Origin of the sequence: Georgenia thermotolerans, from assembly GCF_009193185.1 — a bacterium.
GTDB lineage: Bacteria > Actinomycetota > Actinomycetes > Actinomycetales > Actinomycetaceae > Georgenia > Georgenia thermotolerans.
In genome coordinates this window covers 98,315-123,023 of record NZ_VUKF01000001.1, presented here as the reverse complement: position 1 = coordinate 123,023, position 24,709 = coordinate 98,315, and the positions used below count along the sequence as shown (strand labels likewise).

The following is a 24,709-nucleotide window of genomic DNA, read 5'->3' as shown; positions in this document are numbered from 1 at the left end:
GGACCGGGGACATGAGGGTGCGCCACCGTTCCGAGCCGCGGGCGTGGGTCAGGCGCCGGTGATCTCCGCCAGCCGCGCCCGCAGGAGGCGCTCGACGACGTCGTCGGGCAGCGGGTGCTCGGCGGAGAAGCGCACCGTGCCCTTGGAGAGGGAGTAGCCCGCGAGTTCCTCGCGCACGGTGTCGATCGCCGCGCCGGAGAACGGGTAGAGGGACAGGTGCTTCGCCGTGGCGACGACGCTGACGAGGGGCTTTCCCGCGACCTTCAGGGCGGGCATCCCGTAGCTCATGCCGTCCTCAGCGTCCGGGGCGAGGCGCCGGGCGATGTCGATGACGTGCTGAAGGGCCTCGCGCGACGGCGAGGGTACCTCGGCGATGGCCTGGTCGACGCTGCTCATGCTGTCATCGTCCCGAACGGCCGGTCGTTCCGTCCGCGCATTCGTGGCGCAACGACATGCGCCCGATCGTGGGCGTCTCAGGCGACGAGCCGGATCACCGCGGGTTCCCCCGAGGTTGGCCACGCGCTGGTCAACCGTTCACCACGGCTCCCTACGTTGGCGGCATGAGAACCCTTCGCAGAGTCGCCCTCGCCAGCCTGCTCACCAGCGCCGCCGTCCTCGCCGCCGCCCCCGCGACGGCCACGCCTCCCGCCCACGCGGGCAAGCCGACCGACGTGCGGGTCCTGGCCTGGAACATCTACCACGGCGGGCTCGACGACAACTGGGACGACGTCGACAACCGCCAGGAGGTCATCGACCAGATCGTCGAGGTCAACCCGGACGTGTTCTTCTCCGTCGAGACCTATGGCGCCGGGGACGAGATCGCCGCCGCGCTCGAGGACGCAACCGGCAAGGATTGGGCCGGCGTGCAGATCACGCCGAGCTCGACCGGCAACGACAACCTCTGGCTCTTCACCCACTTCGACGTCGACGAGGTGTTCCCCGCCCCGGCCGGCTACCTGGAGACCGGCGCCTTCCACCTCGGCGGCGCCCGGGTGATCGCCGACGACGGCCGCGCGCTCAACGCCTTCACCTTCTGGAGCAACTACACCAACCCCTGGGTGGGCGACCTCATCGAGGCCAACGCCCGCGACGTCGCCGCCGGCCGCGAGCCGTCGGTGCCCGCGCAGGAGATCGTCGACGCCGACCAGCGCCAGACCCGGACGGTCGCCGAGTTCCTCGACTACGTCGACACCCACGCCGCCTCCGGCGAGCCGGTCCTCATGGGCGGGGACCTCAACACCATGCCCGGGTCCGACTGGACCTCCCAGTGGGCCGGCTGCGCCGACCACTTCGGCCTGTCCTACGACCTGGAGGCCACCGACCAGTTCACCGACGCCGGCTTCGTGGACACCTACCGGGCCGCCAACCCCAACGTCTGCCAGGCCCCCGGCATGACCTGGAGCCCCCGCCTGGACATGATCACCCCGGACCGGATCGACTTCATCTACGCCAAGGGCCAGGTGGTCCAGGTCAAGGACTCCTACACCATCGCCGCGCAGCCCGGCGCCGAGCAGTTCTCCTCCGACCACTCCGCGGTCGTCTCGGACCTGCGCATCAAGTGACCCCGGGGCGCTGAAGCACGCCGGCAGGGGCCGGGCACCACCACGGGGTCCGGCCCCCGTCAGGGCGCGGGCCAGTGCCGCAGCAGGGCGTCGAGTCCGTCGAGGATCCGTGATCAGGTTTCCTCGGTGTCGGGGGCGCTGTGGCTGAACCCGCCCGCGATGCACGACGGCGTCTTCCGGCCAAACCCGTTGACGGTTCACGCGGGCTTGTGAAGGCTGGGCGCTCGGCCGACCAACGAAGGGGCGTATCCATGGGCACGATCGCGGTGCACGAGTTCATCTCGCTCGACGGCGTCTACGAGGACCCGAGCTGGACGTTCGAGTACGGCTTCGACCCGCAGATGGGGGAGACCCTCGGGGCGATCACAGGGGCCGCGACGGCGATCCTCCTGGGCCGCCGGACGTACGAGATGTTCGCACCGGCCTGGTCGGTGCGCACCGCCGAGGACGACCCCGGCGCCCCGTTCTTCAACGACACCCACAAGTACGTCGTCGCCTCCCGCGAGCCCAGCGCGGACTGGGGCCCCTCGACGACGCTGCCGTACTCGAAGGACGCGATCCTCGGCCTGAAGGAGAGCACCGACGGCGCGATCTACGTCTCCGGCAGCGGCACGCTCGTCCGCGCGCTGCTGCGCGACGGCCTCGTCGATGACCTGCACCTGTTCGTCTATCCCGTCGCCCGCGGCACGGGCGCGCGCCTGTTCGACGACGGCGCCGTCCCCACCCGGCTCACGCTGAAGGCCCACGACGTCTACGACAACGGCGTGGTGCACCTGGACTACGGGCGCGGCTGACACCCGCGCCGCATCATCCCGACGGCCGCCGACAGGCGCGATGAGACGTCAGCTCAGGCATCCGCCACGGAGCGGCTCCGCGGGGAGACGGCGGGCACCGGGGCCACCTCCGGCGCCGGGCGCCGGTGCGCGGCGTACATGGCCAGCGCGACGAACACCAGCGCCCCGAGGAAGTTCCCCACCAGTGCCGGGATCTGGTTCCACAGCCACCAGTCGCCGAGCCCGATCGGCGCCCCGAGCATCATGGCGCCGGGGACGACGAACAGGTTCACTACGCCGTGCTCGAGCCCGAGCGCGAAGAAGGTCATGACAGGCAGCCACATCGCGAGGATCTTCCCGCCGGTCCTGGTCGACGTCAGCCCCATCACGACGCCGGTGCCGACCAGCCAGTTGCACAGCACCCCCTTCAGAACGACCAGCAGGATCCCGGCGGCGCCGAGGTATTGATGGTCGAGGGTCTTGTGCGCGGCGAGGTCGACCAGCGCCCGCGCAACCGGCGCGTCCGGCGTCGTCCACATCTCGCTGGCCGTGGCGGCGAAGAGCAGCCCGAACAGCACGCCGCCCAGCAGGTGCCCGACGATCACCCACCAGAACGCCCGTGCCATCTCGGTGGCGGTGGCCCGCCGTTCGAGCACGGCGAGCGGGACGACGGCGAAGGAGCCGGTGACCATCTCGAACCCGAGCAGCAGCACCATCACGAAGCCGACGGGGAAGACCAGGGCACCGGCGAACGGGAGCCCGGTCTGGGTGGCGGCGGTCAGCGCCAGCGTCGTCGCCACACCGAGGAACATGCCGCCGAGCGTGCCGCGCAGCACCAGCTGCCCCCGACGCAGGTGCGCCTTCTTAGCCCCGAGGGCCACCATCGCGTCAACGACGGCGGCGGGCTCGACGTAGGACATCTGCCGCCTTCCGGGTGAGGGTCTGGGATGCCGCCACGCTACGGACGGCGGTCGGCCTCAACCTGGGACCGGCGTCCGTGACCGGGTGTGCCGGTGGTCACCCCGCTACCTCGCGCGTCCACCGGCCAGGCGCGATGCTGTGCGGGTGGGTATCGACGAGGTGCTCGCCGCGGCACGAGTAGGAGTCCAGCGGCTCGAGCCGCTGGAGGTGCGGGCGGCGGTCGCCGCCGGGGCGCTGCTGGTGGACACCCGCACCGAGGCCCAGCGGCGCGAGCAGGGCGAGCTCCCCGGCGCGCTGGTCATCGACCGCACCGTGCTGGAGTGGCGCCTGGACCCCGCCTGCCCCTGGCGCATCCCCGAAGCCACCGGCTACGACCTGCAGGTCGTGGTGGCCTGCCGCCACGGGTACAGCTCGAGCCTCGCGGCCGCGTCGCTGCGGGCTGTGGGCCTCCACCGGGCCACGGACATGATCGGCGGCGTGGACGCGTGGCGGGCCGCCGGGCTGCCGATGGGCCAGGGACCGGCCGACGTGCGTCAGTGACGTGACCGCTCGGCGGTCTCGTGTCGGGCCGCGCGTGGGCCGCGCACCCCCAGCGGTCTTCGCGCGCCGCCTGGCCCCCGGGATGTGGATCAGGCGGGACGGAGGCGCGGGTCGACCTCGCCGTGCACCCAGGCGCGGACGACGTCGGTGAACAGGCCGGCGTCCTCGATGTTCCATGCGTGGTGCATGCCGGGGGCGATCCGGCACTCGACCTGCGGGACCGCTCGGCGCAGATGGGGGAACGACCGCCGCACCGACGCCGACTCCTTCCCGCCGGCGATGGCGAGCAGCCGGCCGCGGTAGGCGCCGATGCCGTCCGGCGCTCCGCCGTCGTACACCTCCCGCATCAGGCGCACGGCGTTGTCCTTGCTGACGGTGAGGCCGTGCTCGACGAAGAGGTCGCGGTCCTCCGCGGGAAGGCCGAAGGCGTAGGACTGCGCTTGCCAGAACCATCGCTTGTCCCAGAGTCCGAGCTGGAGGTCGCCCAGCCAGCGGGTGAGGCCATGGACCCCAGCGAGGGGGACGCCGGTGATGAGCGCGGAGCGCACGACCTCGGGGTGGCGCGCGAGCAGGCGGGTGGTCACCACGCCGCCGAGGGAGAGTCCGACGACGTGGGCGCGGCCGCCCCTGGCGTGTGCGGCGATGGTGGCGGCGACGTCGTCCGCCGTGGCCGCGAGAGACTGCCAAATTTCGCCGGCGCGGTTGCCGAAGCCGGGGAGGTGCGGCGTGAGCACGTGGTGGTCGGTCAGGGCCTTCACCTGGGGGTCCCACATCCAGTTGGCGACGTTGCCGCCGTGCAGCAGGACGATCGTGGTGTCGGACTCGGCGGAGGCATGGTGCTCGACGGGGTAGGACCGCGGGCGGCCGGCGGTGTGGGTGGTCATGGCAGGTCCTTCTCGAGGGTGTCGAGCCAGTCGAGCTCGGCGCGCGCGTGGGCGAGCCCGTTCTCGAGGGTGGCGACGCGGAGGTAGCCGGCACGGTCGGTGACAGCCGTGGCGGGGCGGAGGGCGGTGAGCGCGGCGAGGAGCTCTTGGGTCTGCTCCCGGCGCTGCGCGAGGAGGACACGCACCTCCTCGGGCTCCAGGTCACCGGCGAAGAACACGCGCGCGAGGAAGGGGTCTCGGTCGGTGGGGGTGGGCAGGGGAGAGGCGAGCCAGTCCCGCAGGGCTCGGCGGCCGGCCTCGGTGATGCGGTGCTCCTGGCGGTCGGGCCGGCCCTCCTGCGGAATGACCTCGACGGTGGCAAGGCCCTCGCGGACCAGGGAGGCGAGCGCGCGGTAGACCTGCGCCTTGTCGGCGGCCCAGAAGTGACGGATGGTCGAGTCGACGTGCTTCTTGACGTCGTAACCGCTCATCGGAGCGAGCGCGAGGAGGCCGAGGATCAGCCGGGAGAGCACCATGGCCCATAGCTGACAACGCACCTAGCGGATTTGTCTACCATGCACCGTTGGCGCGCGCGTGACGCGCTGCAGGCCATCGCGGGCGTTCCCGCGCGTCGTGGCCCGGCGTCAGCGCGTCTCTACCGCCATCGGGCCGTCCCCGGACACCTTGCGGTCCCGCACCGCGACCACGAGCGAGACCAGCAGGCACACGCAGATCGCCCCGAACGCCGCGGCGAAGCCGTGCTCCCACGCGGCCACCCCGACCACCCCGAAGAAAATCGCGGTGATCATCGCGTTGCCGATCGCGGTGCCGATGCGCTCGGCCGTCGACTTCACCCCGCCGGCCGTGCCGCCGTAGCTGGTGGGCACGTCCTCGAGGGACAGGGTCTGGTTCGCCGAGCCCAGCGCGCCCTGGCCGAGGCCGACGAGCATGAGGGGCAGGGCGAGCCACCCGAAGCCGATCCCGGCGTTCTCGATGAGGACGGCGACCGCCACGCTCAGCGCCGATCCGACGATCGCGCACACCAGCGCCCCGACGACGATGCTCCGCCCCTTGATCAGCGCCCGGCGCCCGGCCCAGGCCGACGAGAACGCCGAGACGACGGCGTTGGGCAGCCCGACCAGCCCGGTCTCCAGGGCGCTCGCCCCCAGGCCGTTCTGCAGGTACAGCGCCACGACGACGAAGATCGACGTCGACCCGAGGAAGTACGTGCCGGCGACGAGGGTGCCGTTGGAGAAGGAGGTGAAGGAGAACAGCTCCAGGTCCACCATCGGCGCCCGGCCGCGCGCCTTGTAGTGCCGCTCCCACATCGCCCACAGGGCCACGAGAACGAGCCCGGCCGGCAGCAGCAGCCAGATGACGCCGCCGGTGCGGGACATGAACGGCAGCATCACGCACAGCACCGCGACGGCCAGGACGACGGCGCCGACCGGGTCGAGGTCGATCCGCTCACGCACCAGCCCGGGAGAGCCGAGCCGGCCGGGCCGGCGGTTCCGGCGCGCCAGCCGCCGCGCCTCCCGCAGCCCCTTCTTGGCCGCCCGCCGCTGGCGCTCCTTGCCGAAGGGGAACCAGCGCAGCGCGAGGACGCAGCCGATCAGCCCAAGGGGGAAGTTGATGAGGAAGGAGGCCCGCCAGCCGATCTCCGGGCCGAACGCCTGGATGATGAACCCGGCCAGCACCGGCCCCACGGCCACGGAGACGGCGACGACCATGCCGAACAGCGCGAAGGCCCGGGCGCGCTCCATCCCGCGCCAGTACTGCTGGATCATCCCCATCGTCTGCGGGTTGTACAGCCCGGCCCCGATGCCCTGGACGAACCGGGCGACGTTGAGGAAGTCCGGGGTCGGCGCCAGCCCGCACGCGAGCGAGGCGACCGAGAACAGCAGCAGCCCGATGACGAAGAACGCGCCCCGACCCAGCACGTCGCCGGCGCGGCCGGCGGGCACGAGGCTGATCCCGAACGTCAGCGCGTAGCCGGAGAGCACCCACTGCAGGTCGGTGTCGGTGGCGCCCAGGCCGCGGGAGATCGACGGCAATGCGACGTTGATCGACGAGACGGCGACCAGCGCCATCGCGATGGGGATGAGGAGGACGACGAGAATCCGGCCGCGATGGAAAACACGGTCGGTGCCTTCTACACGGATCAGGTTCGGATCGTCGCTCACATCCCACTTGTAAGGCCTCGGACGTCGCGAATCCATGCCGGCGGCTCCCCGGCGCGTCGAATGAGACGAGAATCTCCGCTTCGTGGCGTCCGAGCGCCGGAAATGTGCCCGGCCGCACGTCGGGCGGCCCCTCCGGGGACACAGCGAGACGCCCCCTCAGAGGACACGCCGAGGCGGCCCGGGCGCGTGATCGCCCGGGCCGCCTCCGCCACCTGGTGGGTCAGCGCCTCGACATATGCCCCGTGGGCGGTGCCGGTGCTTCGGTGAGCATCAACGGCCGGTTCGTTCGCGAGTCGCCTGACAGCCTGGCAGCGCTCTGTGAGTACCCACTACCTGCACATCACCTGCTTCCCCTCGCGTGCTTCGGGAGCGTCCTCGCTTCCCTGCCGCTGAGCGACTCCGCCGACCCTCGCCGTCCTCGGCGTCGCCGTCGGGGAGATCCCCGAGCCGCCGTTTCCGGGTGGGGCGTCGTGCCGTTCAACTGGCTCCAGCCTGCCACCGCGGGGCCCGGGATCCCGGGGACGTTCGTCCCGATGGGGCGCCGCACTTCGGCACCGCTCCCCACCTGCGATGAGGCCGAGAGAGGCGGGCCTACGGCGTCCCGTCCTCGCCCGGGCGCACCAGCCCCGACTCGTACGCCGCGACCACCGCCTGCACCCGGTCGCGCAGTCCGAGCTTGGCCAGGATGCGCGCCACGTGCGTCTTCACGGTCTGGACGCTGACGTACAGCGTCGCGGCGATCTCGGCGTTCGACAGCCCCCTGGCCACGAGCACGAGGACCTCGGCCTCCCGCTCGGTCAGGGTGTCGTGACCGGGCGGCGGGCTGGGACGACGGCGGGTGAACTCCTCGATGAGCCGGCGGGTGATGCTCGGCGCCAGCAGCTCCTCCCCGCGCGCGACCGCCCGGACGCCGTTGACCAGTTGGGTGGCGGGCAGGTCCTTGAGCAGGAACCCGCTGGCCCCGGCCAGCAGGGCGTCGTACACCAGCTGCGAACGGTCGAAGGTCGTCAGCATGACCACCCGGGTCGCGGGGAGTGCGTGGTGATCCGCCGGGTGGCGTCGATGCCGTCCAGCCGGGGCATGGCGATGTCCATGAGGACGACGTCGGGACGCCGCTCGCTCACCAGCGCGACGGCCTCGGCGCCGTCCTGCGCCTCGGCGACGACGGCCAGCCCGGGCTCGGAGTCGATGATCATGCGCAGCCCGGTGCGCACCAGCTCCTGGTCGTCCGCCAGCAGGACGGCGACCTCGGCCTCGCTCATCCGACCACCACCGGGCTCGCTCATGCGACCACCACCGCCGGCAGGGGCAGCGACACGCGCAGGCGGAAGCCGCCGTCGGGGTCGGGGCCGGCGTGCACTGCACCGCCCCGGGCGGCGAACGCCTCGGTCAGCCCAGCGAGGCCGGTGCCGGTTCCGGCGATCCGCGGGGCCGACGGCGCAGCGCCGCCGTGGTCGACGACCTCTACCTGGACCCGGTCGCCGACGGCGGACAGCTCCACCCGGGCGGGGGACCCGGGGGCGTGCCGGGCGACGTTGACCAGCCCCTCGCGCATCGCGCGGGCGAGCAGCGCCTCGGTCTCGGGGGGAAGCGGCGGCCCGCCCGGTGCGGTGACGAGCGTGACCTCCACGCCCAGCCGGCGGGCGTCGTCGACCACGGCCGGCAGGGAGAGGCCCGCCGGGGCGTCGAGGCTGTCGAGCCCGCGGCGCAGCTCCGCCATCCCCGCGCGTGCCGCTTCAGCGATCGTGGTCAGGGACTGCGCCGCCCGATCGGCGTCGTCGCCGAGGCGCTGCGCGGCGGAGGCGTGCAGGCACACCACGGTCATGGCGTGGGCCACCGAGTCGTGCAGGCTGCGCGCGATCGACTGCCGGTACTCCGCCACCGCCAGGCGGACCTCGGCCTCCCGGCCGCGCTCGACCTGCTGCAGCAGGCGGTCGAGAGCGTCCGCCCGCGCGGACCATGTGGCCGCCACCGCGCCGGAGCCGACCACGAGCCCGCAGATCACCGTCGCGGCGGCGACGGCGCCGGCCGTCGGGACACCGACCATCAGCACCGTGCCGAGCACCAGCACCGCGGCCCCGGCCAGGCGCCGCGCTCCCGTGGCGTGGGCGCCGACGGCGAAGCCGAGCAGCAGGAGCCACACGATGGTCGTCACCATCACCGTCGGCGGGGTGAGCGCGACCTCCATGAGCACGGCCAGCGCCATCCCGGCCGCCGCCGTCGTCACCGGTCGCCGGCGGCGCACCACGAGCAGCGCCCCGAGCGCCAGGCAGCACGCGGCGTTCAGCCTTACCGGGCCCCGGGAGGAGGCGACGGCGACGCCCTCCACCGCCATGGCGACGCCCCACAGGCCGACGAGCACGTCGGTGCGGCCGATCGGGCTGGGGGCGCGGCGAGGCAGCGGGGCCTCGGCGCCCGGCGCGAGGTCGGCGGGCGCGCGCAGGACGCCGACGGCGGCGCGCAGCTCGTCGAGCGCCTCCCGGGCGGTGGTCTCGATGGCCGCGAAACCGGCGGCTGGTGAACCGGCAGGGTGCGACAGGCCGCCGGCCGCCTGGAGCGCGATGGCGCCCATCCGCTGGATGATGTCGTGCTGGACCAGGGTCTCGACCCGGTTCTGCTCCTCGAGCCGGGCCGCGCGGACCTCGGCGGCGCGCTGGGCCAGCCGCTGCTCGGACAGCTCCCGCAGTCGCCGCACCTGCGTGCGCCGGCCGGCGACGACCGCGCCGGCCAGCGCCGGGCCACCGACCACCGCGGCGAAGAAGACGAGGTCGTCGAGCGGGGCGTACTCCTGCGGGGCGACGATCTGATTGGCCGCGGCCAGGCCGACCGCCGCCACGGCAGCCCCGGCTGCGCCCGGCGCGGGCCGGCACCACAGCCCTACCAGGGCGCCCGCGAAGGCAGCTATCGGAAGCAGCACCGGGCCCTCGGTCAGAGGGGACCCGCCGAGGACGGCCAGCACCACGACCACCGTGCCGGCGCTCAGCGCGACGAGCACGATCGCCTCGCGCCACCTCGCGCGCGTCCTCATCGCCGCCACGGCAGGGAGCATAGGGCCGAGCAGAATCGTCGGACGTCACTCTGGAGAGGGACGTTTCGGGACCTCCTGCGCGGCCAGTCTTCTCGCCATGAACACCACACGCATCGCCCTGACCACCGCCCTCCTCGCCGCTGGCGCCTGGACCGCCAAGGCCGTCGCCATCGGGATTGCCGGCGGGCTCGACAGAAGCCCATTCGAGAACCCGCTCTTCTTCCTCGGGCTCGCCGCCTGGATGGTGGCCCTGGCCGCCAGCGGCGCCGCCCTGACCCGTGGCGCGCCCACCCCTGTCAGGATCGCGGCGAGCCTGGGGGCCGTCGCGGCGGGCTGGGTCGCCGTCGTCCTCGTCGGCGCCCTGGTGGGCGACCGCGTCGCGGGGCACTGGGCGTGGACCGAGCTCAACCTCTGGGTCGCTGGCGCGTTGACGCTCGGGCTCGCGTTCTGGCTGGACCGCCGGGTGGAGACGGCCGACCACCGCAAGGAGCTGCCTGACCGCCAGACCGTGATTGCTGACCGTAGGAAGGAAGCGGCGGCCCGCTGGTAGGACCAACCTCATCGCTCGCCCTGGGACGGCTTCGTCGGCGCAGCTCATGCGAGGTGCGCCGGCGCAGCCGTTCGTCGACTCCTGCCGACGTTCTTTGCAACCCCTTGACCTACCGGACAGGTCCTGGCTGGATATGACTCAACGTCACGGGGACCGGGACATCGGAGTCCGGCTCCGCGGCGCGAGCAGTCAATGGGGGGATTGACTGGCCTGGCTCGGTGAGTTTCGGCGTGATCGCAGCACGGTCACGCCCGACGAGCCGCGACGGCACCGCCCTCCCTGGCCGCTCGGCCACGCACCATTCCGCTCGACCGGTAACGCCGGTCCGCACCAGGGGGCTTCACATGACACACGTAGGACGTCGCCGTCGCACCGCTCTCGGCGTGGCCATCGCCGCCACGCTGGCCGCACCGTTGGCGTTCGTACCCGCCGCGACCGCCGCACCGCCGCACCGCCGCAGGGCGCAGGGGAGCCGGCCTCAGGCTCCTGCAAGATCTTCGACGACCCGCAGTACACCGGCTGGTCCAGCTACGAGGAGGTGGTGGCCCAGCTGAAGCGCATCGAGGCGACCAGCGGCGGGCGGGTCGACGTCGAGGTCGTGGGCCAGACGAAGGAGGGCCGCGACATCCACGCCGGCCGCGTCGGCACCGGCGACCGCGTGCTCATGGTGCAGAGCGCCATCCACGGCAACGAGCGCACGGGCACGGAGGCGTTGCTCGCCATCCTCAAGGACCTGGCCAGCGGGAACGACCCCGACACCACGCGGGCGCTCGAGGGCGTCACCCTCGTGGCGATGCCCATGGTCAACCCCGACGGCGGCGAGCTGAACCGCCGGATCAACGTCGTCGACTGGGCCGACGTCGTCGAGGACTACCCACAGCTGGAGGGCGCGCCGCGGGCCTGGTACCACTCGCTGCGCGGCGACGGCATCAACCTGCCGGGCTTCGACCTCAACCGCGACTTCAACCCCGACCTGGACTACGTCCCGCAGCCGGGCGACCTGCCCGGCAACCAGCGCGACGCCGGCTTCTTCCTCTCGCCCGAGTCCCGCGCCATCCGCGACGTGTACGTGGACCTGCAGGCGGAGTTCGGCGAGGTCGACGCCGTCGTCGACCTACACCACATGGGCCCGTGCGACGCCCTCACCGGCGGGCCGCAGGACGGCAAGCCCATCTCCGTCTCCCTGGACTACCCGCCGCTCGGCGTCGACGACGGCGCCGCGTACCAGCAGGACTGGCCGCTGCTCGACCAGGACGCCTCCCGCCGCCACGCCCTCGCGGTCGCCAACGGCATTCAGGAGGCGTACGGCTCGCAGTCGCCGCTGGCGGCGGTGGGCCGCTACTACCACCCGGACGAGCGTGAGTACGCCGGCCAGGGCCGGTCCGCCTTCGCCCTGAACGGCTCGGCCACCGTGCTGTTCGAGGTGCGCGGGCAGCAGGACGACCTGGGTCAGAAGCTCCACGGCATGCTCGTGCGGAGCGTCCAGACCGGCGTCGAGTCGCTGATCGACGCCATGGCCACCGGCGAGGTCGACACCCTCGATGGGGACGACTTCTTCGAGCTGCCGGACTACGGCTGGGACACCCAGGCCGACTGACCGTACCGAGCGGGGCCCGGTGGCGCCTGGCCCGCTCGTCGCGTGTAGTGAGCCGCCTGACCGCTCGCGCGATCGGTAGCTTGCAGGCGCGGCCTCAGGGCTGAGAAGAATCCGATTCCGCCGAACCGACGACCACGTCGTCCCGGGCCACGATGAGCGGGTTCGTCGGCCCAGTGCGCAGCAGCCGGTTCCGGAGGGTGCGGGAGAGCTCATCGTCAGGAGACGGCACCGCGGGTGACGCGGTGGAGGTGGGCTCGGTCGGTGAGCCGGTCTCGCCCGGTGGGGGCCCGCTGACCGTCGGGCCCCCGCTCGGCGTAGCGGGGCCGCCAGGATTGCCGGCGTCACCGCTGACGGGCACCTCGACGAGCACCGCCTCGAACCGGGTGGTGCCGGGCGGCTCCTCCAGCGTCCAGTCGACCCGCCACGACCCCCCGGGGAAGTACTGGGCGGGCGGCGAGACCGGCTGGGCCTGCTCCTCCGCGCCCAGCGCGTCGCTTGGGGGATTGGTTGGCGCTGCGTTGTCGAAGTAGCCGAACACGAAGACGCGCTGGTTGGGCTTCAGCTCGCGCACCCGTCCCTCGAACCAGTACGAGACGCCCGGTGGTGGGTCGGCGGGCATCGTCCCCGTCTTCAGCAGCTCGATCCTGGCCCCGGAGAACGTCGTCGCTTCCTTGCCTTCGCCGTTGTTCCCGGCGACGTCATTCCTCTCGCCGTCATTCCCCGCGACGTTGATGAGAGCCACAGTCACCGCCGCTGCGGCAGCAAGCGCGGCCGCGAGGACCTCGGGCTTCTTCCACGAGGAGCCTGCGTCAGAGGGTTTCCTCTGGGGCATCGTCGCCTCCGCGGAACGCTGACGTCTTCCGCTGCCCTCACCTTACGCCGGTGACCTTCCCCTGGATCGTGACCCGGGGGAGCAGCTCCAGCAAGTGGATTTCTGGCCGCTTTCAGAAGCCGTGCCGCTCCCGGTGCCGCCGCAGCCGCGCGGCCGCCAGCGGGATCTCCCACGCCGCGCACAGCTCCTCCGCCCGGTCCGCGTGCGCTGTCGCCTCCCCGACCCGACCGGCCGCGAAGGCCGCCATGGCGAGGTACATGTCCACCGGGCCGGACGCGTTGCCCCCGCCCGCGTAGCAGACCTGCCCGGCGTACGCCGCCAGCTTGGCGTGAGCCGCGGCGCCCAGCTCGGCGTCGCCGAGCCCGAGGGCCGCCTCGCCGGTCATGCCCCAGTCGAGCACCGAGAACCAGAAGTCGTGCCCGAGGTCCACCGGGTGCGCGGCCAGGTGCGCCCTCGCCCGCTCGACCTCCCCGGCGCGCAGGAAGTGCACGAGCACCGAGGCTGTGACCGGCAGGTACCCGCCCTCCAGCCCGAGCAGCAGCGGGGCGACCTCGGCGCTGCGGTCCTGCCAGATCCGCAGCGCGATGCGGGTGCCGGCGACGGCGGCCGGCGTCAGCGGCAGGGAGACGGCGCGGTGGCGGGCCTCGATGTCCGCCATGCGCCGCTCGGCCTCATCGAACCGCCCGCCCATCGCCAGCCAGGGCAGCTCGAGGTTGTCGAGCACCAGCAGCGGGAAAGGGCAGCCGCAGCCGGGTCGCGTGCTCGCGCGCCTGCGCCGCGGTCACCCACATCTCGGCCACCAGCCCCAGCTCGCCCTGCACGACGGCCAGGAGGCAGAGGGCGACGACGAGCGCGCGGTCGTCGCCCAGACGCTCGGCGAGCCCGGCGGCGGCGGTGGCGTAGCCGAGCCGGTCCTGGCGGGTGGCCGGGTGCCACAGAGCGATATACGCGATGGGGTGCGCGTCGAGGAGCAGCGCGTCGTCGCCGAGTCGGCGCGCCATCGCCAGGGCGCCCTCGACCAGCTCGCGCCGCTCGGGCACGTCCGCGGCGTAATACAGCTCGGCGGCGAGGCTGAGCATCGCCCGGCAGCGCGGCGCCCCGTCGCCGGGTGGCAAGGCGACGAGGACTCGCCGCAGCGTCGCGACCGCCAGCGTCGACACCATCCCGGCCTCGGCCAGCTGCCACAGCGCCCCCGTGGTCGGCGCGCACGCCGCCCGGGCCAGCAGCTCGACGTCGTCGAGCTCATCCGCCACGGCGGCCGCATCCCGGGAGGCGGCCGCCAGCCCGACCCAGTCCGCGGCCCACCGGTGGGCCTCGGCCAGCGTCATGAGGAGGGCGTAGCGGTCCCGGGCGGTGGCGGCCGGGTCGGCCGCAAGGGCCTCCAGAGCGGCGCGCAGCAGGCCGACGGCGTCGTCGTGGGCGTGCAGCCGGCGGGCGACGGCGGCCGCGGCGACGGCGGCGCGCCACGCCCGGCCGGCGTGGCCCGGTCCAGCGCGGAGCCAGTGGTGCGCCGTCTGCGACTCGTGCCCCGGCGTCGGCTCCAGGTGCGCGGCGACCCGGGCGTGCACCCGCGCGCGCCGGGAGGCGGGCAGCGCGGCCCACAGCGTGTCGCGGACCAGGGCGTGCGCGAAGGCGAAGGCATCGACGTCCTCCTCGCGCACCAGCCCCGCGGCCAGCGCGGGCTCGAGCGCGTCGAGCAGGTCGTCCTCCGCTGTGCCGGCGGCCGCGGCCGCCGTGGCAAGGACGAACCTCCGCCCGACGACGGCGGCCGCGCGCAGCGCCGTCACGGTCGCCTGGGGTAGCCGGTCCAGCCGGCGGCGCAGCACGTCGCGGACCGCCGCGGGTGGGTCCGGCTCGGCGAGCAGGGCGGCAAGGTCGCCGCCCTCGCCGGCCAGGCGCGCGTACTCCACGAGGAAGAACGGGTTCCCGCCCGTGCGCTCGCAAAGCGCCGCTGTCGCGGCCGGCCCGGGCGCGGTGCCCGCGACGGCGGTGACCACCGCGGCGGCCGCGTCCCGCTCGAGGCCGTGCAGGTGCAGGCGCAGCGCGTGGCGACGGGCGAGCGTCTCGGCCACCGCCGCCAGGGGCTCGCCGGTCGCGCCCTCGCGCCACGTGGCGACGACGAGCAGCCGGCCCTGCTCGACGGTCTCGCCGAGCAGGCGCAGCACCCGCAGGCTGGCCGGGTCGGCCCAGTGCAGGTCGTCGAGCACGAGGAGCACCGGGTCCTCGGCGGCTGCCGTCGTGAGGGCCGCGACGATGCGCTCCCAGGTGCGGAAGGCCGCGCCCTCGTCCTCCCCGCCCACACCCAGCGGCAGCTCCTGGCCCATGTCCCGGAGCACCGCGGCCCACGGATACAGGGGTGGGGCGCCGTCATCCTGCGAGCAGCGGCCGACCAACACCCGCCCGCCCCGGGCGCGGGCGTGCCCGGCGAGCTCGGCGACCAGACGCGACTTGCCGATGCCGGGCTCGCCGGTGACGACGGCGAACGCTGGCGTGCCGGCCTCGGCCCGGGCAAGCAGGTCCCTTAGCGCGGTGAGCTCGTGGTCGCGCCCGGCCAGGGGCCAGGCGTGGGGGAGCGGGGTGGCGGCGGCCGGTGCGGGCCCGGATGCTGCGGGTGGTGCCGGTGCTGCCGGTCCGGCCAGGCCCGCTGTGGCGTGCCGGGTACGGGCATCCGCAGTGCTCCCGGTGGTGCCGTTCGCCGCACGCGGCGGCCTCCACGCCAGCGCCGGGTCCTGCCGCAAAATCGCGGTGGTCAGGTGGCGCAGCTCCGGTCCGGGCTCGAGGCCGAGCTCGTCGGCGAGCAGGTCGCGCACCTGGCGCAGCGCGGCGAGGGCGTCGGCCTGGCGGCCGGCTCGGGTCAGGGCCACCGCGCGCAGCGACCACAGCCGCTCGCGCAGCGGGTGGGCGGCGGTCAGCGCCTCGAGCTCGGCGGCCACGGCGCTGTGCCGGCCCTGGGCGAGGTGGGCGACGGCGAGGTCCTCGACGGCGAGCAGGCGCAGCTCCTCCAGCCGGGCCCGCTCGGCCAGCGCGGCCGGGGCGTCCTCGAGCTCGACGAACGGCGCGCCGCGCCACAGCGCCAACGCCGCGGCGAGGCGGCCCGCGGCGTCGTCGAGGGCGGCGGGGTCCGGGCGCGGGGCGGGGGCGCCGTCGGGAATGGAGGATGCCCCGGCGAGGGCGCGGTGCGCCTCGCCCGCCAGGTCCTCGAAGACGGCGACGTCCAGCCCGGCCGGCTCGAGCTGCAAGGCGTAGCCGGGGCCGCGGGTGATCAGCACGGTGGCGGGCGCGCGGGCGGGCCGGTCCGGCTCGAGGCCGCGGCGCAGCCCGGCGACGTAGGCCTGGAGGGTGCCGGCCACGCCGGGCGGCGGGGCGTCGCGCCAGAGCAGGTCGACCAGGGTGTCGACGGGCACCGGTCGGCCGCGGTGGAGCGCGAGGGCGGCCACCAGGGCGCGCTGCTTGCGGGTGCCGAGGTCGACCGGGGCGTCGCGGTGGGCCTCCACCGGACCGAGCACGGCGATCCTCACGCGCCGGAGCATAGGGCCGCGCGGGGCGCTCCGGCGGTGCTTTCGCGCCGGTCCGGCTCCTTGTGGGCGGGCCGGGTGAGGGCGCGGGACGACCGCTGCCGCCGGGGCGGCGTGCCGCTCAACCCCGCACATTTCCGGCCGCGCTGCCGATGAAACTGCTTGGCAAAACCACATCGCTCGAGAAGAGAGCAGCATGTCCAACCGTCCCTCGCGCCCCGGTCACCGGTCGCGCGCGTTCGCCGCAGCCACCGCGCTGCTCGCCGCCGCCTCGCTCGCCGTGCCGGCGGCGGCGTACGCGGCTCCCTCCGCCAAGGCCGCCCCGCAGGCCGCCAAGGCCACTTACATCGTCACGCTCAAGGACGATGTGCCGGCCCGCGGCGTCGCGAGGGCCGTGCAGGCCAACCCCAAGTTCGTCTACGACACCGCGCTCGACGGCTTCGTCGCCGACCTGAACGACGCCCAGGTGCGCACCCTGCTGCGCAACCCCGCCGTCAAGGCCGTCGAGAAGGACCAGGTGATCTCCCTCGGCGAGCCGGCCATCACACCGACCACGGCGACGGCCACCGCGACGAAGGTGACGACGCAGAACCTGCCCGGCAACCTGGACCTGTGGGGCCTGGACCGCCTCGACCAGCCGAGGCTGCCGCTCAACGGGTCCTACCGGTACACCGAGACCGGCGACGGCGTCACCGTCTTCGTCGTCGACACCGGCATCGACACCACTCACCCCGAGTTCGGAGGCCGGGCGGTCAACGTCTTCGACGCCTTCGGCGGCACCGGCAAGGACGACAACGGCCACGGCACCCACGTCGCCGGCACCATCGGCGGGAAGACCGTCGGCGTGGCGAAGGACGTGCGCCTGGCCGGGGTGAAGGTCCTCGACGCCTCCGGGAACGGCGCCTACTCGGCGATCATCGCCGGCCTGGACTACGTCGCGAAGAACTCGCCCGGTCCGGCCGTGGCCAACCTGTCCCTCGGCGGCCCCAACAGCGCCGCGCTGAACACCGCCGTGGAGAACCTCTCCGCCTCCGGCGTGGCCGTCGTGGTCGCCGCCGGCAACGAGGGCCGGAACGCCGCGAACGTCAGCCCGGCCTCGGCCCCCTCGGCGATCACCGTCGCCGCCACCGACAAGAACGACGACCGCGCCGCGTACAGCAACTACGGCCCGGTCGTGGACCTGTACGCGCCCGGCACCGCGATCACCTCGACGTTCCTGGGCCGCAAGTACGCCACCGGGTCGGGGACGTCGATGGCCGCCCCGCACGTCGCCGCCGTGGCCGCCCTGTACAAGGACGCGGTCGGCGAGGCCTCCTCGGCCACCGTGCAGAGCTACCTCAAGAGCATCGCGACCCCCGGGGTGGTGAAGTCCAACCCGAGCGGCACCGCCAACCGGCTCCTCAACAAGAGCACGCTCTGACGACACCGCGCCGAACGGGCCCGCCACCTGGCAAGAGGTGGCGGGCCCTTCGTGCCGTCGGCGGCACGGACGCCTCTGCCGGCCGGCTCTCCCACGTGCCGGCAACCGGTCAGGAGGTGGCCGTCTCCCGGCCCACCGGGTGGTTGGCCACGAACAGCCCGCCCGGGTCCACCGAGGCACGGATTGCCGACAGCTTCGCCCAGGTGTCGGCGTCGAACCCCGTGCGCGGGTCGACAACATTCTCGGCGTAGTTGAGGTACTGGCGGCCGTTGGCCCAGGGGGAAAGAGCACCGATCAGGGCGCGGGCGTCGGCCGCGCCGGCGGCGGCCATCTCCGGCGTGGCCGCGATCGCCACGCCGTAGGCGGTGAAGGCCGCGTCGAGCCGGTCGAGGGCTCCGCCGCCCTCGTGCCGGCGGCCCAGCGCCCCGCCGAGCTGGCGCAGCTCGGCCATGAGGAGCGTGGACGGCGATCCCGGGCCCATCTGGGAGAGCAGGGCGTCGACGGCGCCGTCCGGGGCGCCGGCGAGCAGGGCGGCGTCGGAGACCGACGGGGTCGGGCCTTCGGGGTCCATATGGATGCGGGTGACGGCCGGGGCCGGTATGCGGGCGAAGGTGTCGATCTCCGGGCGCAGGGCCCGCAGCTCGGCGAGGAGCTCGGTGGCCCGCTCGTCGGAGGCGAGGACGGCGCCGTCGACCACGGCGAGGTGCCGGCCGCGCACGAGCGCGGGCAACTCGGGCAGCGGCGGGAGCTTCATGAGCCGGAAGGCGGTGGTGATCTCGTCGGGGGCGGTCGGAGCCCAGGCGGCCCAGGTGCGCAGCACCTTCTCGGCGTCGGCGACGTCCCACAGCAGGAAGCCGGCGTAGGCGGACTCGATGGGGTAGAGGCGGAACTCCAGGGCGGTGACGAGGCCCAGGCCGCCGCCCCCGCCGCGCAGCGCCCAGAACAGGTCGGCGTTCTCGTGCCGGTCGGCGCGGACCAGCTCGCCGTCAGCGGTGACCAGCTCGACGGCGGTCAGGCTGTTCGCGGCCAGGCCCAGCTGCCGGGCGTACCACCCGATGCCGCCGCCCAGGGAGTACCCGGCGATGCCGACGTCGGGGGAGGAGCCGTGCAGGGCGGCCAGGTCGTGCGCCGCGGCGGTCTCGACGGCCGGCTGCCAGATGGTGCCGGCGCCGACGCGGGCGCGGCGGGTGGCGGGGTCGATGGTGACCTCGTCCAGGGCGCCGGTGCGCAGGAGGACGACGTCGCTGAGGTCCTGGGCGGCCAGCGGGCCGGCGTTGTGGCCGGTGCCCTGCGGGGCCACGCGGAGCCCGGCGGCCGCGGCGCGGCGCACGACGGCGGCGACCTCGGCGGCGGTGGTAGGGGTGGCGACGGCGGCGGGGCGCTGGTCGTGGCCGATGCTCCAGGGCTGGCGGGCGGCGTCGTAGCCGGGGTCGCCGGGCAGGTGGACGGTGCCCGCGCCGGGTTCGCGCAGGTCGGTGGCAGTGGTGGTGCCGGTGGGCATGTCGGGGGACATGAGCTCGCTCTCGGTGTGATGGTGATCTGTTGGGATCACCGTGGCCGAGGACGCTTGGGCGCCACTTGGGGTCGGCTTGGGAACGACGCCGCCTGCACTGAACGGTGGCGGCGGCTGGGCGCGCCGTGCGACGCCCGACGGCGTGGCCGGGCGTCAGCGGAACAGTACGACGACCTGCGTGAGCAGCGGGGCGACGACGAGCGCCGGAAGCATGTCTGCCACCGGGACGTCCCGGATGCGCAGCAGACGCAGGCCGATGCCTACCAGCATCAGCCCGCCGGTGGCGGTCAGCGCCGCGACGTGCGCCTCGGGCACCACCGAGCCGAGCAACATCCCGACGACGGTCAGGGCGCCCTGGTACACGCCAACGGACACCGCGGAGAGCAGCACCCCGACGCCGAAGGTGGAGGCGAAGGCGAGGGCGGCGAAGCCGTCGAGCACGGCCTTGAGCACGAGCTGGTCGATCCCGAGCCCCAGACCGTCCGAGATGCTGCCGAGCACCGCCAGCGGGCCGACGCAGAAGAGCAGGGTGGCGGTCAGCCAGCCGTCGATGAACCGCTGCCGCGCGCCGGACGCCTCGAGCCTCACGGTGCCCGGGCGAGTGGTCCAAGTGTGGACGCGACCGGCGAGCTGCTCGAGGCGGTCGGCGATCCGCAGGCCGGAGCCCACAATGCTGCCGATAAGGAGCGCGCCGAGAACGATGAGCACCGCGCCGGAGCCCACGGCGGCGGCGAGCGCGGGGTCCGCCACGCTCATGGCGGACTGCGCCGCCACCAGCAGCGTGACCAGTCCCAGACAGTCGGTGACGACGTCGCGCACACGGTCCGGGAGGCGTTGGCCGACGGCCATCCCGAGGAGAGAGCCGACGACGATCGCGCCGACGTTGGTGAGGGTGCCGAGGCCCGGATAATCCACGAAGGGTCACGGTAGCGGTCGGTCTAGCATCGCCGGTCGGCCCGAGCGAGTTGATCGTCCTCGGCATGAACAGTGCCAAGCAGAGGGCCGCACGCCTCGACGTGCCGAGTGCGAGTACCACCCTTACGGGCCCACCCACCGCGGAGTGAGCGTGTGCCCCAGCTACCGTCGCTCTTTTTGGCCTGTTTGCGTAGCTTCCCCGCGAGTCGCGGCGCTGGCCGAGTGCCGAAGACGACACTCAGGCTCGAGCGAAGCGCCGTGCAGATGCACACCTCGAGGTGCAGGTGATATGGAGTCCGCTGCCGACCCATGCCGGTGACGGCGCACCGGGGAAGGGTCACGCCAGTCGGCGCAGCCGTGCGCGGTGGCGGAATCGCTCCAGCACGCCGTCCGGCGGCAGGGGGTGCTGTGCCTGCCACTCCTCCGGCAGGACCGGCCCCACCGGCTCGGGCAGGACCTGCTCAGCGCTTCCTGCCTCCGGGTCCCAGTCGCTCGAGGTGAGCCTGGGCCGAGCCGCGACGTTCCGCAGGGGCTCGGTCCTCACCCGCCGACGGTGCCGCGTGCGCGAGGCAGAAGGTTCCCGCCAGAGGATCGCGATCGCCGCCCGGTCCCAGTCGGCAAGCTCGCAGTACACGTGCAACTCGACCTTCTCCCCGGCCGCGAAGGCCGGTACCAGCGCCATGTCCTGCGCGAAGTGTGCCCTGGCGCCTTGGGAGTAGCGCATCTCGCCGTGCGCCCAGACCTGACATCCGACGCCCTCGACGCGGACCCGGAACCCAGGCCCCTGCCCGGCGTTGCCGAGAGAGCACGTCGCGTGCGGGTGCTCCCCGTTCCCGTAACGATCGAAAGCACTCCAGATGGACCTCGCCCCGAAGAACACCCACTCGGGCCTTCTGGTGTCCACTCGCCGCCACCACAGGCCGATTGCCGTCGACGTCACAGTCGCCACCGCCGTCGCGGCAGCAGCAGCTAGTCCCACGCCGGTCCAGAAGTTGGCGGAGAAGTCCCACGTCATGCACGAACCGTATCGGGCGCCCCGGACCGCAAAATTGAGCGACGACGGGCCTCCGGCTCGGCGCCGCACCCGAACACGGGCACGGCCATGGCCACGGCCCACGGCCACGGCCGCCACGGCCACGAGTCACCGCTATCTCTCGACCTCAATGGAGGCAGGCTCGTCTCGATGCCCGACACGCGCATCGGCGCGGCGCTCACGAGGTAGCAGTGGCGATCCGCCTCGCGAGAACACGCGGCGCCGGGGGACGCCGGCCCCACCCGCCCGGCAACCGGCCGCCTCGTATCAAGGAGGGGGCGGGTGCGTTTGCGCGAAGCCCCCCGCCCCATCTCGACGACCCACCTCAGTCGGGCGCGCTGCTCCGCCTCGTTCCCCCACCCAGGCGCGTTTGTCTCCGCCACCATTCAGTCGGCCCTAGGCGGTTCGGCCGTACCGGAGGCAGGCCCTCCGGCGACAGTTCAGAGAGTGGGCGCCGGGAACGCCCAGTCGGACACCATCCCGGCGTTCTGGGTGGGGCCCGGGCGCGTAACCGGGTCGCCCGCTCGTTCCCGCTCCGCCACCAGGTGGTTGAGAGCAAGGAGTTGCGCCAAGACATCCGCCTCGGCGTCGAAGCCGTAGGCGTCCATCACGGCGGCGTCGAGTTCTGCGTGAAGGTCGCGGAGCTGGGACCGACCTGGCCGGCGCAGCACGTCGTACTGGGCCGCGAGGGACACGCCCATCGCGAAGGATTTCGCGCGGTGGTCGACGATCGCTGCGGCCGCCTCTGCGACCGCCTGCACCGCCTCTGGGGTTGGGTCCTGGGGCCACGGGAATGTGTCGGACACGGTCGTCGTGGTGTAGTTCGGATCGACCTTCATCGTCGTGCAGCGTTCCCGGTACCACGCCACGTGCGGCGCGGCCTGCAAGATTCCGAGGGAGTAGTCGTCGGCGAAGGGAAAAGCAACGATCGAGTCCGTCACTCGGTATCGACCGTCCACGAAGGTGAAGACAGGCCCTCGCTCAAACGACGTGGTTCTCGTGAGCGCGATGTAGCGCGGCAGAGCCGCCACCGCTGCCGCCAGTTCAGGCCGGGAGCGCCAGAGCCGCCACCACTGCCTCATGAAGTCCCGGCGGGGCCAGGTCAGGCGCGCGGCGGGGTTGGACGCAAGCTTCGCCTCGTTCCGCTGTCGTTCGGCCTCCGCCTTCTCCTGTCGCAGCGGCAGGACGTCGCGGTCCATGTACGCCATGAGTTTCGGGTACCGCGCCCACACGTCCCCGGCGTCGGTTACCGGTATATCGATGATCCACTTCTCCACGTCGGTGCGGTGCAAGAGCGCCTTGCCACCGAGTACGGGGTGGATCACTTCGGCGTCTGCCGGTTCGGCCTGTAGGAAGGACCGAGCCGCTGCGCTGGTGATTTCGTACACGCTGGAGGCTCCGCTGGTTTGCCCCTGGAAGACCATGGCGTCGTTGGCCTTGATGATCTGAGCCGTCCTCAGGTCGGTGCGGGGCGACAGGGAGCTGGAGATCTCGGCGACTTCGACCGGGTGCTGACCTTCGTCCAGCCAGAGCGTGCGCGTTACGGGCGGCTGACCCCCCTTCTGCCAATTCACGATCGAAACGTGGACGACGGCGTCGCCAGACCACGGCACTGAAGAGACAGCGTCGAAGATGACGCCGTCGTGGTCGGTGACGTAGTCGAGAGAGGCCTTGCGGCTGTCGCCCTGACGCACGGAGTTCGTCGCGACGAAGCCTGCGCGTCCCCCCTCCGGCAAGTGATCATGCGCCTTGGGGAACCAGTACGTGACGAAGTCGGCGACGCCTCGTGCCGGGTACCGCTCGTTCAGCCTGGCGACGTAGTCGCCGCCGAGCTCGTCGACCATGCGCCGGTTCCCCAGGTAAGGCGGGTTTCCGATGATCACGTCGGCGCGGGGCCATGGCGAGAACAGTGCGTCGGAGCAGCTGATCACGCCATCGAGGTTGTCGAGGGGCAGCACTGTGCCCTCGTCGCCGAGTTCGTCGGCGGCGAGCTTCTTGCCGAGCTGCATGGTGACCTTTGCGACCTCGACCGCGAAAGGGTTGTTGTCGATCCCCAGGAAGTTCTCCGGGTCGACGTACCGAAGGGCCGTCTGCCCGACGGTGAGCCGGCCCGTGCGTCGGGCAGCGATCTTCTCGGCGATCTCGTGCTCAAGTCGACGGAGCTCGCGGTACGCCACGTAGAGGAAGTTCCCCGACCCGCACGCCGGGTCAAGGACCTTGTAGATGGCCATCGCGTCGAGAAGTGCCTGCAGCTGCGGGATCGTCGTCGCAGAGTCGATGCGTTCGCGCCACGGATCGACGATGCATGGCCCGACGATCCGTGCGATGTCTGCCTGGGAGGTGAAGTGCGCGCCCCTGGCATGCCGTTCGCCGGCGTCCATCGAGCCCTCGAAGAGGGTGCCGAAGATTTCGGGTCGCACTTCGGCCCAGTTCGTCTGCGAGGCTTCGCGGAGCAGGTCGAGCTCCTCGGTGGTGAGCTCCTGGGGGTGGATGTGGGCGAAGAGACCGCCGTTGAAGTACGGGGTTCCCTGGTACCGGCCTCCCGCGGTCTTGCCCGGGGTGTTCATCTCGCGGAAGAGCCCGCCGATGAGGTCGAACGCCTCGGCCCCGGTGTGCGCGTCGCTGATCGCCTCCGTGAACGAGTGCCGAGGCAGCAGGCCGATGTCCTCGGAGAACATCGCCATGACGCACTGAAGCACGAAACGCTGGGCGACCTCGGTCGTGACGCCGCGCGCCTTCATCGAGGTGAAGACGCGCGCCACCTCGGCGGCGGCCTCTCGGGTGACCTGGACGAGGTCGTTACCGAAGACGGGCTTGACCTCCCGCGGCAGCATGAAGCCGAGGACTTCCCACCGCTGCGGCAGTTCGTCGAGGGTCACCACGTCGACCGGCTCGTCGAGTTGGTTCTCGAAGTCGTAGACCCAGAACTCGTCGAAGTTGCAGAGCACGACGTAGCGCGGCCGGTCTGGAACCGCGCGAACCCAGTAGTCGAATGCCTGTCGGTAGTGCTTGCGAAGCGGCGTGCCGGCCTTCTTCATCTCGATCAGCACGCGGGGCTTCCACATCAGGTCCGCGAAGCCGGTGCCCTTGTCCTCTCGCCGGCGGAGCCGAGACTCGAACTCGGCTCCAGCGTCCTGGACGCCCTCGTGGCCGAAGGCGCGGAACAGGCGGTCGAGGAACGGCTGCGCCTCCCCCTTCTCGTCCCCCTTGAGCTTCTCTCTGCGCCACTGAGCGAACGCGGCCAGGCTCGCTCTGAGATCGGGGGTCGACGGGTTCACGGCGGGCGACATGGCTGCAGCGTATTGCCGACCCGGCCAAGTGCGGCATAACTCGCCGACGTGCTCCGTAATCGTCGGCTACGAGCGCGCCGGTGTGGTCACGGTTGTGGTCACGGAGGCGACGGTCAACCCCGGCACGATCCGGGTCTGTCCGGCGCGTCGCAGAGTCGGGGGCGGGGAGTCCGG

Annotated in this window: 19 protein-coding genes and 1 pseudogene; 6 read left to right on the top strand and 14 right to left on the bottom strand. The window is 72.9% G+C overall.

Translation table 11 applies throughout. The features are described from left to right. Positions 1–48: 48 nt before the first annotated feature. Positions 49–396 (bottom strand): iron chaperone, encoded by a 348-nt coding sequence (locus tag GD970_RS00570; protein ID WP_152199514.1) that lies wholly within the window; start codon positions 394–396, stop codon positions 49–51. Positions 397–560: 164 nt separating this feature from the next. Here GD970_RS00570 and GD970_RS00565 point away from each other — a divergent pair, with 164 nt between their 5' ends. Then, positions 561–1,562 carry an endonuclease/exonuclease/phosphatase family protein gene (locus tag GD970_RS00565; protein ID WP_152199511.1) on the top strand — a complete coding sequence of 334 codons (1,002 nt, stop codon included), beginning with the start codon at positions 561–563 and terminating at the stop codon, positions 1,560–1,562. A gap of 251 nt (positions 1,563–1,813) precedes the next feature. Continuing rightward, positions 1,814–2,356: a dihydrofolate reductase family protein gene (locus tag GD970_RS00555; protein WP_152199509.1), complete on the top strand. Its 543-nt coding sequence runs from the start codon at positions 1,814–1,816 to the stop codon at positions 2,354–2,356. Between the two features lie 53 nt (positions 2,357–2,409). Here GD970_RS00555 and GD970_RS00550 read toward each other — a convergent pair whose 3' ends face one another. Continuing rightward, the gene (locus GD970_RS00550; protein WP_152199507.1) at positions 2,410–3,255 is read right to left on the bottom strand and encodes a formate/nitrite transporter family protein; all 846 of its coding nucleotides are present in this window, start codon (positions 3,253–3,255) and stop codon (positions 2,410–2,412) included. Between the two features lie 145 nt (positions 3,256–3,400). Between GD970_RS00550 and GD970_RS00545 the strand changes: the two genes are divergently transcribed. After that, on the top strand, positions 3,401–3,796 hold the full coding sequence (locus tag GD970_RS00545; RefSeq protein WP_211489629.1) for a rhodanese-like domain-containing protein: 396 nt from the start codon (positions 3,401–3,403) through the stop codon (positions 3,794–3,796). An 89-nt stretch (positions 3,797–3,885) separates the two neighbouring features. Here GD970_RS00545 and GD970_RS00540 read toward each other — a convergent pair whose 3' ends face one another. The 5 genes and pseudogenes from GD970_RS00540 to GD970_RS00520 form a co-directional block, all read right to left on the bottom strand. Next, on the bottom strand, positions 3,886–4,680 hold the full coding sequence (locus GD970_RS00540) for an alpha/beta fold hydrolase (RefSeq protein WP_152199502.1): 795 nt from the start codon (positions 4,678–4,680) through the stop codon (positions 3,886–3,888). Further along, positions 4,677–5,195 (bottom strand): PadR family transcriptional regulator, encoded by a 519-nt coding sequence (locus GD970_RS00535; RefSeq protein WP_152199499.1) that lies wholly within the window; start codon positions 5,193–5,195, stop codon positions 4,677–4,679. The genes GD970_RS00540 and GD970_RS00535 overlap by 4 nt, the downstream gene beginning before the upstream one ends. A gap of 108 nt (positions 5,196–5,303) precedes the next feature. After that, positions 5,304–6,842, bottom strand: coding sequence for an MFS transporter (locus tag GD970_RS00530; RefSeq protein WP_226925029.1), 1,539 nt, complete (start codon positions 6,840–6,842; stop codon positions 5,304–5,306). Positions 6,843–7,433: 591 nt separating this feature from the next. Continuing rightward, positions 7,434–8,104 (bottom strand): annotated as a pseudogene (locus GD970_RS00525) (response regulator). A gap of 20 nt (positions 8,105–8,124) precedes the next feature. Beyond that, a complete protein-coding gene (locus tag GD970_RS00520) occupies positions 8,125–9,870 on the bottom strand; it encodes a sensor histidine kinase (RefSeq protein WP_152199495.1) in 1,746 nt (581 codons plus the stop codon). 97 nt (positions 9,871–9,967) lie between these two features. On the opposite strand from GD970_RS00520, the gene GD970_RS00515 reads away from it, so the two are divergent. Next, positions 9,968–10,420 carry a hypothetical protein gene (locus GD970_RS00515; protein ID WP_152199492.1) on the top strand — a complete coding sequence of 151 codons (453 nt, stop codon included), beginning with the start codon at positions 9,968–9,970 and terminating at the stop codon, positions 10,418–10,420. Between the two features lie 541 nt (positions 10,421–10,961). Continuing rightward, positions 10,962–12,017 carry a M14 family zinc carboxypeptidase gene (locus tag GD970_RS00510; protein WP_226925028.1) on the top strand — a complete coding sequence of 352 codons (1,056 nt, stop codon included), beginning with the start codon at positions 10,962–10,964 and terminating at the stop codon, positions 12,015–12,017. 94 nt (positions 12,018–12,111) lie between these two features. Here GD970_RS00510 and GD970_RS21435 read toward each other — a convergent pair whose 3' ends face one another. From GD970_RS21435 to GD970_RS00495, 3 genes are all read right to left on the bottom strand, one after another. After that, the gene (locus tag GD970_RS21435; protein WP_155524105.1) at positions 12,112–12,765 is read right to left on the bottom strand and encodes an SRPBCC family protein; all 654 of its coding nucleotides are present in this window, start codon (positions 12,763–12,765) and stop codon (positions 12,112–12,114) included. Between the two features lie 196 nt (positions 12,766–12,961). Continuing rightward, entirely contained in the window at positions 12,962–13,573 is a 612-nt protein-coding gene (locus GD970_RS00500; protein WP_152199488.1) for a hypothetical protein, read from the bottom strand. Further along, the gene (locus GD970_RS00495; protein WP_170297135.1) at positions 13,521–16,367 is read right to left on the bottom strand and encodes a BTAD domain-containing putative transcriptional regulator; all 2,847 of its coding nucleotides are present in this window, start codon (positions 16,365–16,367) and stop codon (positions 13,521–13,523) included. The genes GD970_RS00500 and GD970_RS00495 overlap by 53 nt, the downstream gene beginning before the upstream one ends. 193 nt (positions 16,368–16,560) lie before the next feature. Between GD970_RS00495 and GD970_RS00490 the strand changes: the two genes are divergently transcribed. Beyond that, positions 16,561–17,784: a S8 family peptidase gene (locus GD970_RS00490; RefSeq protein WP_152199483.1), complete on the top strand. Its 1,224-nt coding sequence runs from the start codon at positions 16,561–16,563 to the stop codon at positions 17,782–17,784. A gap of 109 nt (positions 17,785–17,893) precedes the next feature. Here GD970_RS00490 and GD970_RS00485 read toward each other — a convergent pair whose 3' ends face one another. From GD970_RS00485 to GD970_RS00470, 4 genes are all read right to left on the bottom strand, one after another. Then, a complete protein-coding gene (locus GD970_RS00485) occupies positions 17,894–19,297 on the bottom strand; it encodes an FAD-binding oxidoreductase (protein WP_152199481.1) in 1,404 nt (467 codons plus the stop codon). Positions 19,298–19,450: 153 nt separating this feature from the next. Next, positions 19,451–20,212: a DUF554 domain-containing protein gene (locus GD970_RS00480; RefSeq protein WP_152199478.1), complete on the bottom strand. Its 762-nt coding sequence runs from the start codon at positions 20,210–20,212 to the stop codon at positions 19,451–19,453. A 337-nt stretch (positions 20,213–20,549) separates the two neighbouring features. Continuing rightward, positions 20,550–21,227 (bottom strand): hypothetical protein, encoded by a 678-nt coding sequence (locus GD970_RS00475; RefSeq protein ID WP_152199476.1) that lies wholly within the window; start codon positions 21,225–21,227, stop codon positions 20,550–20,552. 458 nt (positions 21,228–21,685) lie between these two features. Continuing rightward, positions 21,686–24,535: a DNA methyltransferase gene (locus GD970_RS00470; protein WP_211489628.1), complete on the bottom strand. Its 2,850-nt coding sequence runs from the start codon at positions 24,533–24,535 to the stop codon at positions 21,686–21,688. Between the last annotated feature and the right edge of the window lie 174 nt (positions 24,536–24,709).

Coding starts and splice junctions, on each gene's coding strand:
- GD970_RS00485 (WP_152199481.1), bottom strand. CDS start 19,297: ATGTCCCCCGACATGCCCACCGGCACCACCACTGCCACCGACCTGCGC.
- GD970_RS00540 (WP_152199502.1), bottom strand. CDS start 4,680: ATGACCACCCACACCGCCGGCCGCCCGCGGTCCTACCCCGTCGAGCAC.
- GD970_RS00470 (WP_211489628.1), bottom strand. CDS start 24,535: ATGTCGCCCGCCGTGAACCCGTCGACCCCCGATCTCAGAGCGAGCCTG.
- GD970_RS00555 (WP_152199509.1), top strand. CDS start 1,814: ATGGGCACGATCGCGGTGCACGAGTTCATCTCGCTCGACGGCGTCTAC.
- GD970_RS00565 (WP_152199511.1), top strand. CDS start 561: ATGAGAACCCTTCGCAGAGTCGCCCTCGCCAGCCTGCTCACCAGCGCC.
- GD970_RS00570 (WP_152199514.1), bottom strand. CDS start 396: ATGAGCAGCGTCGACCAGGCCATCGCCGAGGTACCCTCGCCGTCGCGC.
- GD970_RS00550 (WP_152199507.1), bottom strand. CDS start 3,255: ATGTCCTACGTCGAGCCCGCCGCCGTCGTTGACGCGATGGTGGCCCTC.
- GD970_RS00490 (WP_152199483.1), top strand. CDS start 16,561: ATGTCCAACCGTCCCTCGCGCCCCGGTCACCGGTCGCGCGCGTTCGCC.
- GD970_RS00475 (WP_152199476.1), bottom strand. CDS start 21,227: ATGACGTGGGACTTCTCCGCCAACTTCTGGACCGGCGTGGGACTAGCT.
- GD970_RS00520 (WP_152199495.1), bottom strand. CDS start 9,870: ATGAGGACGCGCGCGAGGTGGCGCGAGGCGATCGTGCTCGTCGCGCTG.
- GD970_RS00515 (WP_152199492.1), top strand. CDS start 9,968: ATGAACACCACACGCATCGCCCTGACCACCGCCCTCCTCGCCGCTGGC.
- GD970_RS00535 (WP_152199499.1), bottom strand. CDS start 5,195: ATGGTGCTCTCCCGGCTGATCCTCGGCCTCCTCGCGCTCGCTCCGATG.